Below are 15,655 nucleotides of genomic sequence, written 5' to 3'. Positions count from 1 at the left end.
TTACAGAATCCCGATGATTTTCACTTCAAACGCCAGCGCCTGGCCGGCAAGCGGGTGGTTGAAATCGAACAGGGCCGACGTTTCGCCGACTTCTTTCAGGACGCCAGCGTAGCGGCCGCCACCTGGCGCGTTGAATTCGACCAGGTCGCCCGGCGAAAAATCCTCGCCGATCATGCTGTTTTCCCGCAGCGTGGCCAGCGACACGCGCTGGATCAATTCCGGATTGCGGGGACCGAACGCCTGCCCCGGCGCTAGCTGAAAGGTCGAATGGTGGCCCACCTTCAAACCTAGCAAAATATCTTCCAGCGGCGGCGCCAGTTGGCCGGCGCCGAGCAGCAGCGTGGCGGGTTTGTCGTTAAACGTATTGATGACTTCGGCGCCATCGGCAAGAGAAAGCCGGTAGTGAAGCGTCACGTGTGAACCGGGTTTCACTTCGGAAATGTCGATGATGCTCATGCAATGCTCGCTCAGTCGAAGCGCGCTGCACGCGTGCGCCGCTGGCGCAGTCGACGCGTGTGGCAAACCGTCGGGATGCCGTGCGCAAAGCGTCTATTGTAAGCCACATAGCGGGCGGCGGCTTGCGTCCGTGGCGCCCCTAACCCGAAGCGGAGGACACTCTATATATGGCAGATCACGCCACCCTGTTTGACGAGGCAGCCCCTGAAGCGGCGGCCGCCGAATCGCCGAGGCCCAATGCAACGGCTTGCTGCGGGCCCGCGTCCCCGCCGCTCCTGCGAGGTAAATGGCTTAAAAACGACATGCCGCGCGAGCGGTTGCTCGAACAGGGGCCCGGCGTGCTATCGGATACCGAGATGATCGTGCTGATACTCGGCACCGGCCTGCCCGGTCACGACGTCTTCAGCGTCGCGCGCGGGTTGCTCGACCGTTTCGGGTCGCTGCGCGCCATGCTCGACGCGACCTACACGGACTTCGACGGCCTGCGCGGCATCGGCCCGGCGAAAAAGGCGCAGCTGCTCGCCATCATGGAAATGGCGCGGCGCTCGCTGGTCGAAAAAATGCGCTCGCGCTCGCTGATGAATTCGCCCGAAGCCGTGGAAAACTACCTGCGCCTGCGGATCGGCGGGCGTCCGCAGGAAGTTTTCGTGTCGCTTTTCCTCGACGCCCGGCATCGGCTGATACGCTGCGAAGAAAGCGCGCAGGGCACCCTCACGCGCATGGCCGTGTATCCGCGCGAGATCGTGCGGCGCGCGCTGAGCCTGAATGCAGCCAGCCTGATCGTCGCGCATAATCACCCCTCCGGCGCCGTCCAGCCGAGCGCAAGCGACTGCCGTCTGACGCACACGCTGCGCGACGCCCTCACACTGATCGACGTGCAACTGGTCGATCACCTGGTGATCGGCGCCGACAGCGTCTACTCCTTCGCCCGCGCCGGCTGGCCGTGAGACGGCATGAACCAGGGTCGCGCAGACGTTGCGCCGTGTCCGGCATCGCAAATAAGGTTTGATTTTGCGGCTTTTTTTCCGCTATAATTCCGGTTTGCCTATTTCCAACCCCCTGTTCCGAAGCCACCAAGGCGTTCCGGAAAGGAAACGTGCCTAGAGTTGTGTCAACAGCTCAGCGCGGCTCTTTTCGGGAAACTTTCACGGCGTTCGAACTCAGAATTAGCGTATTAGGAGTGCTCTCATGGCACGCGTATGCCAAGTAACTGGGAAAGCGCCGATGAGCGGCAACAACGTTTCCCACGCGAACAACAAAACCAAGCGCCGGTTCCTGCCGAACCTGCAAAACCGCCGCATTTGGGTGGAAAGCGAAAACCGTTGGGTGCGTCTGCGCGTTTCGAACGCCGGCCTGCGCCTGATCGACAAGAACGGTATCGACGCTGTGCTCGCAGATCTGCGCGCACGCGGTGAAGCCTAAGGAGTAAATCATGGCGAAAGGCGCACGCGACAAGATCAAGTTGGAATCGACCGCAGGCACGGGTCACTTCTACACGACCACGAAGAACAAACGCAACATGCCGGAAAAGATGCTGATCAAGAAGTTTGATCCGGTCGTCCGTAAGCACGTTGAGTACAAGGAAACCAAGATTAAATAAATCTTGGCTCCTGCCTGACGAAGGCAAAAGACATGCAAAAAAGCCTCGCATTCGTGCGAGGCTTTTTTGTTTTCAGCGCGCCTTTGTTTCTGCTTTTGAGTTTCCGCATCTGCACATTCGCCAACGCGAACAGTCTTATGTCGTTCGGCCAGCTTTCCCTCATCCGTCGCGGCGCGTATCCTTTCTCGTTTCAGCGGCGAGCGAATGGCACGCCGTCATCGCAAAACGAAAAGACGGAGATGTAGGCAATGGAATTCGATGTGGCGATTGTCGGTAGCGGTCTGGCTGGTTTGAGCGTCGCGCTCAATCTGGCGGAGACCCGGCGGGTAGCAGTGGTCGCCAAGCGATCGATGACCGAAGGCGCGAGCGACTGGGCGCAAGGCGGCATCGCCGCGGTTCTGGATTCGGCAGACAGCATCGAAAATCACGTGCGCGATACGCTGATCGCCGGTGGCGGGCTGTGCGACGAAGCGGCGACGCGCTTTATCGTCGAACACGGGCGTGCCGCGATCGAATGGTTGATCGCGCAAGGCGTGCCGTTCACCAAAGACGACGCCGCCGAGCTCGGCTTCCACCTGACGCGCGAAGGCGGTCATAGCCATCGCCGGATCATTCACGCTGCCGATGCGACGGGCCATGCCGTGGTGGCCACGCTCAGCGAGCGGGTGCGCCGTCACCCGAACATCACGCTGCTCGAAGATCACTACGCCATCGACCTCATCACGTCCGACCGCCTCGGCTTGCCGGGACGACGCTGTCACGGCCTGTACGCGCTCGATCTGCAAAGCGGGCGCACCGTGACGATCGAGGCGCCTCACACAGTGCTCGCCACCGGCGGGGCCGGCAAGGTCTATCTCTACACCACGAATCCCGACACTGCTACGGGCGACGGCATTGCAATGGCCTGGCGGGCCGGTTGCCGCGTGTCGAATATGGAGTTCATCCAGTTTCATCCGACCTGCCTGTTCCACCCGTATGCCAAGTCGTTTCTAATTTCCGAAGCCGTGCGCGGCGAAGGCGGCATTCTCAAGCTGCCCGACGGCACGCGCTTCATGCCGAATCACGACGAACGCGCCGAACTCGCACCGCGCGATATCGTCGCGCGTGCGATCGACTTCGAAATCAAGAAGCGCGGCATCGATTGTGTGTATCTCGACATCAGCCATCAGCCGCCTGAATTCCTGCGTGAACACTTCCCGACGATTCTGGCACGCTGCCAGGAATTCGGCATCGACATCACCAAGGAAGCGATTCCGGTCGTGCCGGCCGCACACTACACGTGTGGTGGCGTCGTAACCGATCTGGCGGGCCGCACGGATCTGGCGGGCCTCTACGCGGTGGGCGAGACGTCATGCACGGGCCTGCACGGCGCGAACCGGCTTGCCAGCAATTCCCTGCTCGAGTGCCTCGTGATCGGACGCTCCGCGGCGCAGGCTATCGAAGAAGAAGGATTTAGCGCCGCCGTCCACGCACCGCTGCCCGATTGGGACGAGAGCCGTGTCTCCGATCCGGACGAAGAAGTCGTGGTCGCGCACAACTGGGACGAATTGCGCCGGCTGATGTGGAATTACGTCGGTATCGTCCGGACCGACAAGCGGCTCGCGCGAGCGAAGCACCGGCTCGCCCTGCTGCGCGACGAGATCCACGAGTACTACGCGAACTTCAAGGTGAGCCGCGACCTGCTCGAATTGCGCAATCTGGTTGACGTGGCGTCGTTGATCGTCGAAGGCGCGCGTTCGCGGCGCGAGAGCCGCGGCCTGCACTTCAGCCGTGACTGGCCGGCGACCTTGCCCAAGGCGCTGCCGACGGTGCTCTCGCCGGAGCATGTGCGCAACCGCAACGTGTGATCGAGACGAGTTGGAACGAAAAGGCCATCGCCGGAATGATCCGGCGACGGCCTTTTTTTGCTTGAATGCTGCTGATGGCGAGCTTAAGCGTCAGACGATCCGCATCGAGTAATCCGTTGCGCGCACGTCTTTGGTCAGCGCGCCGATCGACACGCGATCGACACCGGTTTCCGCGATCGTACGCACCGTATCGAAGTTCACGCCGCCCGATACCTCCAGCACCGCCCGCCCCGCTGTGATGCGCACCGCTTCGCGCATGGCATCGAAAGAAAAATTGTCCAGCAGAATGGATTGCGCGCGATGAGCCAGCGCGGTTTCCAACTGCTCGAGCGTCTCGACTTCGACCTGGATCGAGATGCCCGCATTCAACGCCAGCGCCGCGTCCATGGCCGCGCCCACGCCGCCGGCCGCGGCAATGTGATTTTCCTTGATGAGAATGCCGTCGTACAGCGCGAGCCGTTGATTCGCCCCACCACCCACGCGCACCGCGTACTTCTGCGCGAGCCGCAGGCCCGGTAAGGTCTTGCGCGTGTCGAGAATGCGCGTTCGCGTATGCGCGACGGCATCGACATAACGACGCGTCGCGCTCGCCACGCCCGACAGCAATTGCAGGAAGTTCAGCGCGTTGCGTTCGGCGGTCAACAGCGCACGAACTGGCCCGCGCATTTCGCAAACCGTTGTATCGGCCGTCATCCGCTCGCCTTCGCGATAGCGCCACTGGACTTCAATACGCGGGTCAACCTCGCGCATCACTGCTTCAAACCACGGCACACCGCACAGCACAGCATCTTCGCGCACGATGATACGTGCGTCGCGCACGTCGTCTGCGGGAACGAGGCGGCCTGTCTGGTCGCCCGCGCCGACATCTTCGGCTAATGCATCGGATACATTGCGTGCCAATGCGGCGTCGAATGCCGCGCCGTATTGCGCGTGAATTTCAGCGAATAGCGGCGACACCGCTTCGAGCTTGTTGCCTTCTACCGCGCCCATTAAGCCGCCCCCACATTCGAATACAGTTGCGCGTCGCGCGCGAGATCGCCGCTCGCCTGCACGCGCTTCTTGTGACGCGCCGCGAAGTCCAGCATCCGGTCGATCGGCAGACGCGCCCGCTCGCCAATCGCACGATCGACGAAAATTTCGTTGTGGCCGCGCTCGAGCACATCGGCAAGATTCGCGAGGCCGTTCATCGCCATCCATGGACAATGCGCGCAACTCTTGCAGGTCGCGCTGTTGCCGGCCGTCGGCGCGGCAATCAAGATCTTGCCGGGTGCGGCGAGCTGCATCTTGTGCAAAATGCCGAGATCGGTCGCCACGATGAAATGCGTCGCGTCGAGTTTCTGCGCCGCGTCGATCAACTGCGTGGTCGAGCCCACCACGTCCGCTTGCGCAACCACATTAGCCGGCGACTCCGGATGCACCAAAACTTTCGCGCCCGGATATTCGGCGCGCAGCAGATCGAGTTCGATGCCTTTGAACTCGTCGTGCACCAGACATGATCCCTGCCACAACAGCATGTCCGCGCCGGTCTTGTTCTGGATATAGCTGCCGAGGTGGCGATCCGGCGCCCAGATGATCTTTTCGCCACGTGCGTGCAGATCAGCAACGATCTCCAAGCCGATCGACGACGTCACCATCCAGTCCGCGCGCGCCTTCACCGCCGCGCTCGTATTCGCATACACGACCACCGTGCGATCCGGATGCGCGTCGCAGAAAGCCGAGAATTCGTCGACCGGGCAGCCGAGATCGAGCGAACAGGTCGCGTCGAGATCCGGCATCAGAATGCGCTTGTCCGGACTCAGAATTTTCGCCGTCTCGCCCATGAAGCGCACGCCCGCGACGACCAGCGTCTGCGCCGCATGATCGCGCCCGAAGCGCGCCATCTCCAGCGAGTCGGCCACACAGCCGCCAGTCTCGTCGGCCAGCTCCTGCAATTCCGCATCGACATAATAGTGCGCGACAAGCACCGCTTTCTCGCGCTCGAGCAATGCGCGGATACGTGCCTTCAGCGCCACCTTCTCTTCCGCCGACGGCATGTCGGGCACCTTTGCCCACGCCTGCCCGATCCCGCAGGTCGTGCCCTGCGCCTGCGGCCGGTCGTATTCGACGGTTCTGATCGCCTGCTGATCCATGATCTCCTCTGCCTTCGCTCTGCCGCCGCGGACTGTCAATCGCGTGTCGTTGCAGTTTCCACGGCCCAAAAAGCAAAACCCCGCCAACGCGGGGTTTTGTGACGTACTGAGATTTTAATGGATTTCGCTATCAGGCATAACGACGCAGTCGCATCGCAAACTCTTGCAGCGCTTTAATACCGCTCTGCTCAGCGCGATGACACCAGTCCTGCAACTGGATCAGCAACTGATCGCGCGATGCGTTGGAGCGTTCCCACATGGCAGCCAGCTCATTGCGCATGTCGATATAAGTCTTCAGCTTCTGGCTGTTCGCGAAGATTTGCGGCAGCTGGCGTTTCTGCGGCTCGTCGAGACCCGCTTCTTCCTTGTGGAACCAGCTACGCGCGCCGCGCATCACCTGATACTTCTCGCGCGCGCCGACTTCCTTCAAATGCGCCAGTTCCTGACGATAGGCGCGCTTGAGCGCCTTGCCGTAACGCGCCATCACTTCGTACCGGTTGGCCAGCACGGCTTGCAGCGTATCCTGATCGAGCACCATCTTGCCGGTGGTCAGACGCGGCGTAGGCGCGACCTTCTTCACCTTGGCGAGACGGAATGCCGACATGATGCGGATGTACATCCAGCCGATGTCGAACTCATACCACTTGTTCGACAGCTTGGCCGACGTCGCATACGTGTGATGGTTGTTATGCAGTTCTTCACCGCCGATGATGATGCCCCACGGGAAGATGTTGGTGCTGGCATCCGACGAGTTGAAGTTGCGGTAGCCCCAGAAGTGCGCGAGGCCGTTGACCACGCCGGCAGCCCAGAAAGGGATCCACACCATCTGCACGGCCCAGATCGTCAGGCCGACGACGCCAAACAGCGCGACATTCAGCACCATCATCAGGCTCACGCCGAGGATCGGGTACTTGGTGTAGACGTTGCGTTCCATCCAGTCGTTCGGCGTGCCGTGACTGAACTTGCGCATGGTTTCTTCGTTTTTCGCTTCGACGCGATACAGTTCCGCGCCTTCGAGCAGCACCTTCCAGATGCCGCGCGTTTGCGGGCTGTGCGGATCTTCTTCCGTCTCGCATTTGGCGTGGTGCTTACGGTGAATCGCGGCCCACTGGCCGGTCAACATGCCCGTGGTCATCCACAGCCAGAAACGGAAAAAATGACTGACGACCGGATGCAACTCCAGCGCGCGGTGCGCCTGGCAGCGATGCAGATAGACCGTCACGCCGATGATCGTGATGTGCGTCGCGATCGCCGTGTACAGCACAAGTTGCCACCACGAGAAGTGCAGCAGACCGTGGGCAAGGAAATCGAGCAAAGAATTCAACAAGGCAATTTACCTGTAGAACGAGAGACACGAGACACACGCAAAATGCGCGTGTCAAGAAAGTGAAAGCATACAGCGGGATTGGACGACATTCTACTTGAACCGTTCCAAGTGTTTGTAACAAATAGGGTTTTTTTGTGCGGCATCAACAGAAGGAACGCGCCAAGGATCTATTCGAGACCCGCTGGCGTGCTCAAGGTGCCCGTCAGCGGGCGCTGTCGGACGGATTGACTGCCGCAGCGGTCATTGTTACCGGCTGCGGCATTGCGTCACTGATGTTACCGACGATTCGCACTTCGCGTTGCGCGAACGGAATCGTGATGTCGTGCTCGGAAAACAGACGCCAGATATTGCGGTTGACGGCCGAGCGCACGCCCGAGGTTCCGGTAGCCGCGTCCTCGATCCAGAAACCTAGTTCGAGGTTGATGCCGTCTGAGCCGAAACTCGCCAGATAAGCCGTGGGCGCCGGCTCCAGCAACACCCGCGGCACGCCCTGAGCGGCTTGGGCCAGCAGCACCATGGCCTGCTCGACGTCGGACGTGTAGGCGACCTGCACGGCCAGCTTCGCATGGCCGCGCGTCAGGTAAGACGATTGGTTCTGCACCACGTCCGTGATCAGTTTTTCGTTCGGAATCAGCGTTTCGATGCCGTCCAGCCCGCGCACCACGGTGTAGCGCGTGCGGATCTGCGTGACCATGCCCTGCAGGCCGCTCACGTTGATGGTGTCGCCGATACGCAGCGACCGGTCGATCAGGATGATGAAACCCGACACATAGTTGCTGGCGATCTTCTGCAGGCCGAAACCGAGACCGACGCCCAGCGCGCCGCCGAACACGCCCAGCACGGTGATATCGATGCCGACCAGCGACAGGCTGATCAGCACCGCCGCCAGCACGAACGCCGCCCGGCCGACCCGCGCCACCACCACCTTCAGGTTGGCATCGAGCGTCTTCGAGCGCATCAGGCGGTCTTCGAAGGTGGAACCGAGCCACATCGCGACGATCATCGTCACGCATACCCACAGCAGGCCCGAGATCAGCGAGAGCAGCGTCAGATGCGCGTTGGCGACGCTGAAATGCACGCCGGCCATCCACGTGATCACGTCGTCCTGAATGCCCATCACCGTGAGCACCATGCCGATCCAGACCACCGTCGAGACGATCCTCTCGACGAGGAACAGCAACGGGTGAGTCTCGCCGTCGTGGCTGAACACCCGTCGCGCGAAGAAAAACACGATGTAAATCAAGCCGATGCCGAAGAGCGGCACCAAAGCCAGATCGAGCAGCGCGGTGTGCATGAACTGGCCGGTGATCGATCGTGCGAGCCACACGAGGACCGCGCCAATCAGCGGAAAGAACGCGCGGTTCAGGCTTTCCGCGCCAAAGCGCAGCGTCTGGTAACGCGTCTGGCGGCGCAGATCCAGCGCGCGGCGCAACACGCGCGCGAGCAGCCATGCGATCGCGAGTGTCGCGACTAGTACGCCGACCTGCCATAGCATCACGGGCTGGCCGAAGTCGCGCGCGAGGTCGCTGAACATATGAGGAAAAAGACGGTTTTGCATGATGTCGCCGAAATCGCCGGCGCACCGCGGGTTCACGAATCAAACCCGCGCGCGCCGGCAAAAGCCTGTTGCGCTTAGCTCTGGCGTTCCAGCACGGCGGCGAAGAAGCCGTCGGTTGCGTGGCGGTGCGGCCACAGCGAAAGGTAATCGCCCATCTCCAGATCGATGCGCTGCTCGGCCAGCACGTCGCGCGCGGGCACCAGAGCGAAATCCGGATGGTCCGCGAGGAACTTCTGCACCACGGCTTCGTTTTCGGCTTCCAGAATCGAGCAGGTAGCGTAGACGAGGCGGCCGCCCTTCTTCACCAGACGCGCCGCGCTGGCCAGAATCGAGGTCTGCTTCGGCGCCAGTTCGGCGACAGATTCCGGCGACTGGCGCCACTTCAGATCCGGGTTACGGCGCAACGTGCCCAAGCCGCTGCACGGCGCATCGACCAGCACGCGGTCGATCTTGCCCGCGAGTCGCTTGATCTTGGCGTCGTGTTCACTGTCGATCAGCACCGGATTCACGTTCGACAAACCACTGCGCGCGAGGCGCGGCTTGAGCTTGGCGAGACGCCGCTCGGAGATGTCGAAAGCGTAGAGCCGTCCGGTGGAGCGCATCGCGGCGCCCAGCGCCAGCGTCTTGCCGCCCGCGCCCGCGCAGAAGTCGACGATCATCTCGCCGCGTTTGGGCGCGACCAGCGAGCACAGCAACTGGCTGCCTTCGTCCTGCACCTCGACCCAGCCGTGCTGGAACGCGTCGAGCTTGGTGAGCGGCGGCTTGCCGACCACGCGCACGCCGAACGGCGCGAACGGCGTCGCGCCGCCCTCGATGCCGGCCTTCGACAGCGCGTTCAGCACATCGTCACGGCTTGCCTTGATCGGGTTCGCGCGCAGATCCAGCGGCGCCGGGTAGTTCAGCGCCGCGGCCAGTTGCGCCAGTTCGGCGGGTTCGAAACGCTTGGAGAGCGCCTGATAGATCCAGTCGGGCAGGTTCAGGCGAATCCGCAGCGGCAGGCTCTCCGGGTCGATCTTCGACACGTGTTCGAGCCAGCTCAACTCCTGTTCCGACACGAACGGCTTGAGCGCGTTACGCCCCGCCGTCTGCATCAGACCGAGCAGCGCCATGCGGCGAGCCGGGCTGCCGGCGCCGCCTTCGGCCAGATGGGCGAATTCCATCCGGCGGCGCAGCACCGCGAAGACCGCCTCGGCGATCACGCCGCGCTCGCCGTGCCCGAGCTTCGGATGCGCGCGGAAGAAACGGCTCGTGGTGGCGTCGGCCGGGCCGTTGAGTTTCAAGACTTCAGCCAGCAAAGTCTCAGTTTGTCCAATCAGAAAACCATGCAATCTCATGCGCCCTCTCCGGCGGTGTGACCGGCAAAGAGCCATTGCGGCTCCGGCGGCGTAAGCGTGACACGCAGGCCATCGAGAGCAAGACGCCCTTCGACGAACCAGCGCACCGCGCGTGGATAAATGATGTGTTCGGTTGCCAGCACGCGTTCGGCGAGCATGGCGGGGGTGTCGCCCGTCTCGACGGGGACCGCCGACTGCGCGACGATCGGCCCGTGATCCAGTTGCGACGTGACAAAATGCACGGACGCGCCGTGCAGCCGCACGCCCGCGTCGAGCGCCTGCTGATGCGTTTTCAGGCCCGGAAAGCTCGGCAGCAGCGACGGATGCACGTTCAGCATGCGCCCGGCGTAATGATCGACGAAACCGGTTGTCAGCACCCGCATGAATCCAGCGAGCACGACCAGGTCGGGTTCGAAACTATCGATTTCCTTGGCCAGCGCGGCGTCGAAGCTGTCGCGGTCGGGAAACTGGCGGTGGTCGACCACCGCCGTGGCAATGCCGTGCGACGCCGCGAACGCAAGGCCCGCGGCATCAGGACGGTTGGCAATCACGGCGGCGACTTGCGCCGGCCAGGCCTCGTCCGAGCAGGCTCGAACGATGGCTTCCATGTTGCTTCCCCGTCCGGAAATCAGGATGACGAGTTTTTTCATCCGCGGATTTTATCATTCGGGGACACCGAAACCGCGACGCGCCGCCGTCCAGTGCGCCGAACGTTTATAATCGTTTGTTTTGCGGCACCCCGCCCGCTCCACCTCAAACCCGCTATCGTGAGAGTCTTCCGCGGTCTTCCCAATGCTGAAAGCCGTGCGCCCTGTGCACTGACCATCGGCAACTTCGACGGTGTCCACCGCGGCCATCAGGCTTTGCTCGCCCATGTGCGCGCGGCCGCCGATGCGCGCGGCCTGCCTGTCTGCGTGATGACCTTCGAGCCGCACCCGCGCGAGTTCTTCAACCCGGCGGGCGCGCCGCCGCGCATCGCCATGCTGCGCGACAAGCTCGAGGCGCTGCGCACCAACGGCGTCGACCGGGTGGTGGTCGAGCACTTCAATCACACATTCGCGAGCCAGTCGCCGGACACGTTCGTCGAGCGGATCATCGTCAACGGGCTGCACGCACGCTGGGTGATGATCGGCGACGACTTCCGCTACGGCTCGAAGCGCGCGGGCGACTTCGCGTCGCTCAAGGCCGCGGGGCAGCAATACGGTTTCGAAGTCGAGCAGATGGCCACGGTGGCCGATCCGTCGGGCGCGCGCATTTCCAGCTCGGGCGTGCGCGCCGCGCTGGTGGCGGGCGACCTCGACTCGGCGCGCGCCGCGCTGGGCCGCGACTATCTGATCAGCGGCCACGTCGTGCACGGCATGAAGCTCGGCCGAGACCTCGGTTTCCCCACGCTCAATCTGCCGATCGCCCATAAGCGTCCGGCGCTCGCGGGCATTTTCGTGGTGCGCGTGCACGGTGTGGCGGACGAACCGCTGCCGGGCGTCGCGAGCCTCGGCCTGCGTCCCACGGTGGACGATTCCGGTCGCGTGCTGCTCGAAGTCCACCTGCTCGACTGGCACGGCGACGCATATGGCAAACTCGTGCGCGTCGAATTTCTGAAGAAGCTGCGCGACGAGGAGAAGTATGTCGACCTCGAAACGCTGACCGCCGCCATTGCGCGCGACGTCGTCAACGCCCGCGCGTGGTTCGCGGCCGTCGGCGCCGGCACGCCGGGCAGCCGTTCCACGGGCTTCGCCACCTCGGCCACTGACCGAATTAGATAACCGCCGTGGTCCATGCAGGCGCTCAAGCGCCGCGTGTGTGGACCTTCGCCGCGCGCATCGAAGGGCGTCCGTGGATCACGCGACATGCCTGCCGGGCGCGCCCAACGCCCTCGCGCATCGTGCGCATTCCGCGCCCTGCTGCGCATAGAAAGAATTCACCGCGACCTCATCATGAGCAACAAGAAAGCCGATTCGAAACCGCAGTCACGCTACCCGGTCAACCTGCTCGACACGCCGTTCCCGATGCGCGGCGACTTGCCCAAGCGCGAGCCGCAGTGGGTCAAGGAATGGCAGGAACGCAAGGTCTACGAGAAGATCCGCGCCGCCTCCAAGGGCCGCAAGAAGTTCATCCTGCACGACGGCCCGCCGTATGCGAACGGCGACATCCACCTCGGCCACGCGGTGAACAAGATCCTGAAGGACATGATCGTCAAGGCGCGCAATTTGGCAGGCTTCGACGCGGTCTATGTGCCGGGTTGGGATTGTCACGGCATGCCGATCGAAATCCAGATCGAAAAGCAGTTCGGCAAGTCGCTGCCGGCCGCTGAAGTCATGCAGAAGGCGCGCGCCTACGCGACCGAGCAGATCGAGAAGCAGAAGGTTGGCTTCCGGCGTCTGGGCGTGCTCGGCGACTGGGACAATCCGTACAAGACCATGAACTTCACGAACGAAGCCGGCGAAATCCGCGCGCTCGCGAAGATCATGGAAAAAGGCTACGTGTTCCGCGGCCTGAAGCCGGTGAACTGGTGTTTCGACTGCGGCTCGGCACTCGCCGAAGCGGAAGTCGAATACAAGGACAAGACCGATCCGACCATCGACGTGCTGTTCAGCTTCGCCGAGCCGGAAAAGACCGCGCAGGCGTTCGGTCTCGCCGAGCTGCCGCGCAACGAAGGCGGCATCGTGATCTGGACCACCACGCCGTGGACCATCCCCGCCAATCAGGCGCTGAACCTGCATCCGGAAATCGTCTACGCGCTGGTCGACACGCCGCGCGGCCTGCTGATCCTCGCGGAAGAACGCGTTGAAGCGTGCTTGAAGCTGTACGGCCTCGAAGGCACGATCGTCGCCACCACCCCGGGCGCGAAGCTCGTCAACCTGCGCTTCAACCACCCGCTCGCGTCCGCGCATCCGGGCTACAAGCGCACGGCGCCGGTCTATCTCGGCGACTACGTGACGACCGAAACGGGTACGGGTATCGTGCACTCATCGCCGGCATACGGCGTGGAAGACTTCGTGTCGTGCAAGGCGCACGGCATGGCGGACTCGGACATCATCAATCCGGTGATGGGCGATGGCCGTTATATCGAATCGCTCGCGCTGTTCGGCGGCCTGTCGATCTGGGCGGCGAATCCCCAGATCGTCGAAGCGCTGCAAGGCGCCGGCTCGCTGATGCGCACCGAGAAGTACACGCACAGCTACATGCACTGCTGGCGCCACAAGACGCCGATCATCTACCGCGCGACGTCGCAATGGTTCGCCGGCATGGACGTGAAGCCGAACGATACCGATAAGACGCTGCGCGAAACCGCGCTCGAAGGCATCGAAAACACCGCCTTCTATCCGGCGTGGGGCAAGCAGCGCCTGTTCAGCATGATCGCCAACCGCCCGGACTGGACGCTGTCGCGCCAGCGCCAATGGGGCGTGCCGATGGCGTTCTTCGTGCACAAGGAAACCGGCGAACTGCATCCGCGCACGCTGGAATTGCTCGAGGAAGTCGCGCAACGCGTCGAGAAGGCCGGCATTGAAGCGTGGCAAACACTCGACCCGCGCGAGCTGCTCGGCGACGACGCCAACATGTACGAGAAGAACCGCGACACGCTGGACGTGTGGTTCGATTCGGGCACCACGCACTGGCACGTGCTGCGCGGCTCGCACAAGGACGAACTGCAATTCCCGGCCGACCTGTATCTGGAAGGCTCGGACCAGCATCGCGGCTGGTTCCACTCGTCGCTGTTGACCGCCTCGATGCTCGACGGCCGTCCGCCGTACAACGCGCTGCTCACGCACGGTTTCACCGTGGACGGTGAAGGCCGCAAGATGAGCAAGTCGCTCGGCAACGGTATCGATCCGCATGAAGTGGCGAACCGCCTCGGCGCGGAAATCATCCGCCTGTGGATCGCCTCGACCGATTACTCGGGCGAACTGGCGATCTCGGAAGAGATCCTGAAGCGTGTGACGGAAGGCTATCGCCGTATCCGCAACACGCTGCGCTTCCTGCTCGCGAACCTGTCGGACTTCGACTTCGCGCAGCACGCGCGTCCGGTCGAAGACTGGCTCGAAATCGACCGCTATGCGGTGGCGCTGTCGGCGAATCTGCAAAACGACATCCTCTCGCACTACGACAAGTACGAATTCCACCCGGTGGTCGCCAAGCTGCAGACGTTCTGCTCGGAAGACCTCGGCGGCTTCTATCTGGACGTGCTGAAAGACCGTCTGTACACCACCGCTGCGGACTCCGTCGCGCGCCGCTCGGCACAGACCGCGCTGTATCACATCGCGCACGGCCTGCTGCGTCTGATGGCGCCGTTCCTGTCGTTCACCGCGGAAGAAGCGTGGAAGATCTTCCAGCCGAACAGCGAGACGATCTTCACCGAGACGTATCACGCGTTCCCGGCCGTGCCGGAAGCCGGCGCGCTGCTCGACAAATGGACGCTTCTGCGCGCCGCGCGCAGCGACGTGACCAAGGCGCTGGAAGAAGCGCGCGTCGCAAACCTGATCGGCTCGTCCTTGCAGGCGGAAGTTGAAATCCGTGCAAGCGGCGCGCGCTACGACGCGCTCACTAGCCTCGGCGACGACCTGAAGTTCGTGCTGATCACCTCGGCGGCAACGGTAGTGAAGGTCGACGGCGAAGCGGAAGAAGGCGTCGAAGTCATCGCCTCGAAGTATCTGAAGTGCGAACGCTGCTGGCACTACCGCGCGGACGTCGGCGCGAACGCCGAACACCCCACGCTGTGCGGCCGCTGCTTCAGCAATCTGTTCGGCAACGGTGAAATCAGGAGCGCGGCATAATGGCGAGAACCATGTCGAAAACCGCGTCGAAAACATCTGCTGCAAACGGTTCGCTGGCGCCCTGGCTCGGCGTTGCGCTGATCGTCATCCTGTTCGATCAGCTAACGAAAATCGCCGTCCAGAAAGTGTTCGCCTACGGTGTCGCGCATGAGGTCACGTCGTTTTTCAACCTGGTCCTCGTGTACAACCGCGGTGCGGCATTCAGCTTTCTCGCGATGGCGGGCGGCTGGCAACGCTGGGCGTTCACCGCGCTCGGCGTGGTGGCCGCGCTGGTGATCTGCTACCTGCTCAAGCGCCACGGCGGGCAGAAAATGTTCTGCACGGCGCTCGCGCTGATTCTCGGTGGCGCGCTCGGCAACGTGATCGACCGGCTCGCGTACGGACACGTGATCGACTTCCTCGATTTCCACGTGCGCACGTGGCACTGGCCGGCGTTCAATCTCGCCGACAGCGCGATCACGATCGGCGCGGTCCTGCTCGTGCTCGACGAGCTGCGGCGCGTACGCGGCAGCGCGCGCTAAGACGGCAGGCGCCCGCGCTCAGGGTCGCGCATCAACACGGTTTGAAAGGCGCGGCGGCGGGGATGCAACGCCCCGCCTCGCTACCCGCCACCACGCTTTGTCGGAGGCTTT

General features: G+C 63.0%; 14 protein-coding genes. 7 read left to right on the top strand and 7 right to left on the bottom strand.

What is annotated here, in order from left to right:
- Entirely contained in the window at positions 1-456 is a 456-nt protein-coding gene (locus PQR42_RS10660) for an FKBP-type peptidyl-prolyl cis-trans isomerase (RefSeq protein WP_075302429.1), read from the bottom strand.
- A gap of 167 nt (positions 457-623) precedes the next feature.
- On the opposite strand from PQR42_RS10660, the gene radC reads away from it, so the two are divergent.
- From radC to nadB, 4 genes are all read left to right on the top strand, one after another.
- Positions 624-1,403, top strand: a complete 780-nt coding sequence (gene radC, locus PQR42_RS10655; protein WP_408213917.1) for a RadC family protein — start codon at positions 624-626, stop codon at positions 1,401-1,403.
- 241 nt (positions 1,404-1,644) lie between these two features.
- Positions 1,645-1,878 (top strand): 50S ribosomal protein L28, encoded by a 234-nt coding sequence (gene rpmB, locus PQR42_RS10650; protein ID WP_007180631.1) that lies wholly within the window; start codon positions 1,645-1,647, stop codon positions 1,876-1,878.
- 10 nt (positions 1,879-1,888) lie between these two features.
- Positions 1,889-2,056: a 50S ribosomal protein L33 gene (rpmG, locus tag PQR42_RS10645; RefSeq protein ID WP_007180630.1), complete on the top strand. Its 168-nt coding sequence runs from the start codon at positions 1,889-1,891 to the stop codon at positions 2,054-2,056.
- A gap of 248 nt (positions 2,057-2,304) precedes the next feature.
- Positions 2,305-3,903, top strand: coding sequence for an L-aspartate oxidase (gene nadB / locus PQR42_RS10640; RefSeq protein WP_408213914.1), 1,599 nt, complete (start codon positions 2,305-2,307; stop codon positions 3,901-3,903).
- A 90-nt stretch (positions 3,904-3,993) separates the two neighbouring features.
- On the opposite strand, the gene nadC is transcribed toward nadB, so the two are convergent.
- The 6 genes from nadC to purN all read right to left on the bottom strand — a co-directional run bounded on the left by nadC (position 3,994) and on the right by purN (position 10,901).
- Positions 3,994-4,893 (bottom strand): carboxylating nicotinate-nucleotide diphosphorylase, encoded by a 900-nt coding sequence (nadC, locus tag PQR42_RS10635; RefSeq protein WP_408389583.1) that lies wholly within the window; start codon positions 4,891-4,893, stop codon positions 3,994-3,996.
- Entirely contained in the window at positions 4,893-6,032 is a 1,140-nt protein-coding gene (gene nadA, locus PQR42_RS10630; protein ID WP_408389585.1) for a quinolinate synthase NadA, read from the bottom strand. The genes nadC and nadA overlap by 1 nt, the downstream gene beginning before the upstream one ends.
- A 130-nt stretch (positions 6,033-6,162) precedes the next feature.
- Complete coding sequence (locus PQR42_RS10625) at positions 6,163-7,359, bottom strand: DesA family fatty acid desaturase (RefSeq protein WP_408213906.1); 1,197 nt, start codon at positions 7,357-7,359, stop codon at positions 6,163-6,165.
- 202 nt (positions 7,360-7,561) lie between these two features.
- Entirely contained in the window at positions 7,562-8,917 is a 1,356-nt protein-coding gene (locus tag PQR42_RS10620; RefSeq protein ID WP_408389587.1) for a mechanosensitive ion channel family protein, read from the bottom strand.
- Between the two features lie 74 nt (positions 8,918-8,991).
- On the bottom strand, positions 8,992-10,251 hold the full coding sequence (locus PQR42_RS10615; RefSeq protein ID WP_408213901.1) for an RsmB/NOP family class I SAM-dependent RNA methyltransferase: 1,260 nt from the start codon (positions 10,249-10,251) through the stop codon (positions 8,992-8,994).
- On the bottom strand, positions 10,248-10,901 hold the full coding sequence (gene purN, locus PQR42_RS10610) for a phosphoribosylglycinamide formyltransferase (protein ID WP_408389589.1): 654 nt from the start codon (positions 10,899-10,901) through the stop codon (positions 10,248-10,250). The genes PQR42_RS10615 and purN overlap by 4 nt, the downstream gene beginning before the upstream one ends.
- Positions 10,902-11,018: 117 nt before the next feature.
- Here purN and PQR42_RS10605 point away from each other — a divergent pair, with 117 nt between their 5' ends.
- The 3 genes from PQR42_RS10605 (at position 11,019) to lspA (ending at position 15,544) form a co-directional block, all read left to right on the top strand.
- Positions 11,019-12,014 carry a bifunctional riboflavin kinase/FAD synthetase gene (locus PQR42_RS10605; protein WP_408213895.1) on the top strand — a complete coding sequence of 332 codons (996 nt, stop codon included), beginning with the start codon at positions 11,019-11,021 and terminating at the stop codon, positions 12,012-12,014.
- A gap of 171 nt (positions 12,015-12,185) precedes the next feature.
- Positions 12,186-15,023 carry an isoleucine--tRNA ligase gene (gene ileS / locus PQR42_RS10600; RefSeq protein ID WP_408389591.1) on the top strand — a complete coding sequence of 946 codons (2,838 nt, stop codon included), beginning with the start codon at positions 12,186-12,188 and terminating at the stop codon, positions 15,021-15,023.
- 11 nt (positions 15,024-15,034) lie between these two features.
- The gene (gene lspA, locus PQR42_RS10595; protein ID WP_408389593.1) at positions 15,035-15,544 is read left to right on the top strand and encodes a signal peptidase II; all 510 of its coding nucleotides are present in this window, start codon (positions 15,035-15,037) and stop codon (positions 15,542-15,544) included.
- The last annotated feature ends 111 nt before the right edge of the window (positions 15,545-15,655 follow it).

Source organism: Paraburkholderia sediminicola, from assembly GCF_046027355.1.
Lineage (GTDB): Bacteria > Pseudomonadota > Gammaproteobacteria > Burkholderiales > Burkholderiaceae > Paraburkholderia > Paraburkholderia sediminicola_B.
The sequence above is the reverse complement of the archived record's forward strand: the minus strand, read 5'-3'. Positions and strand labels throughout refer to the sequence as shown.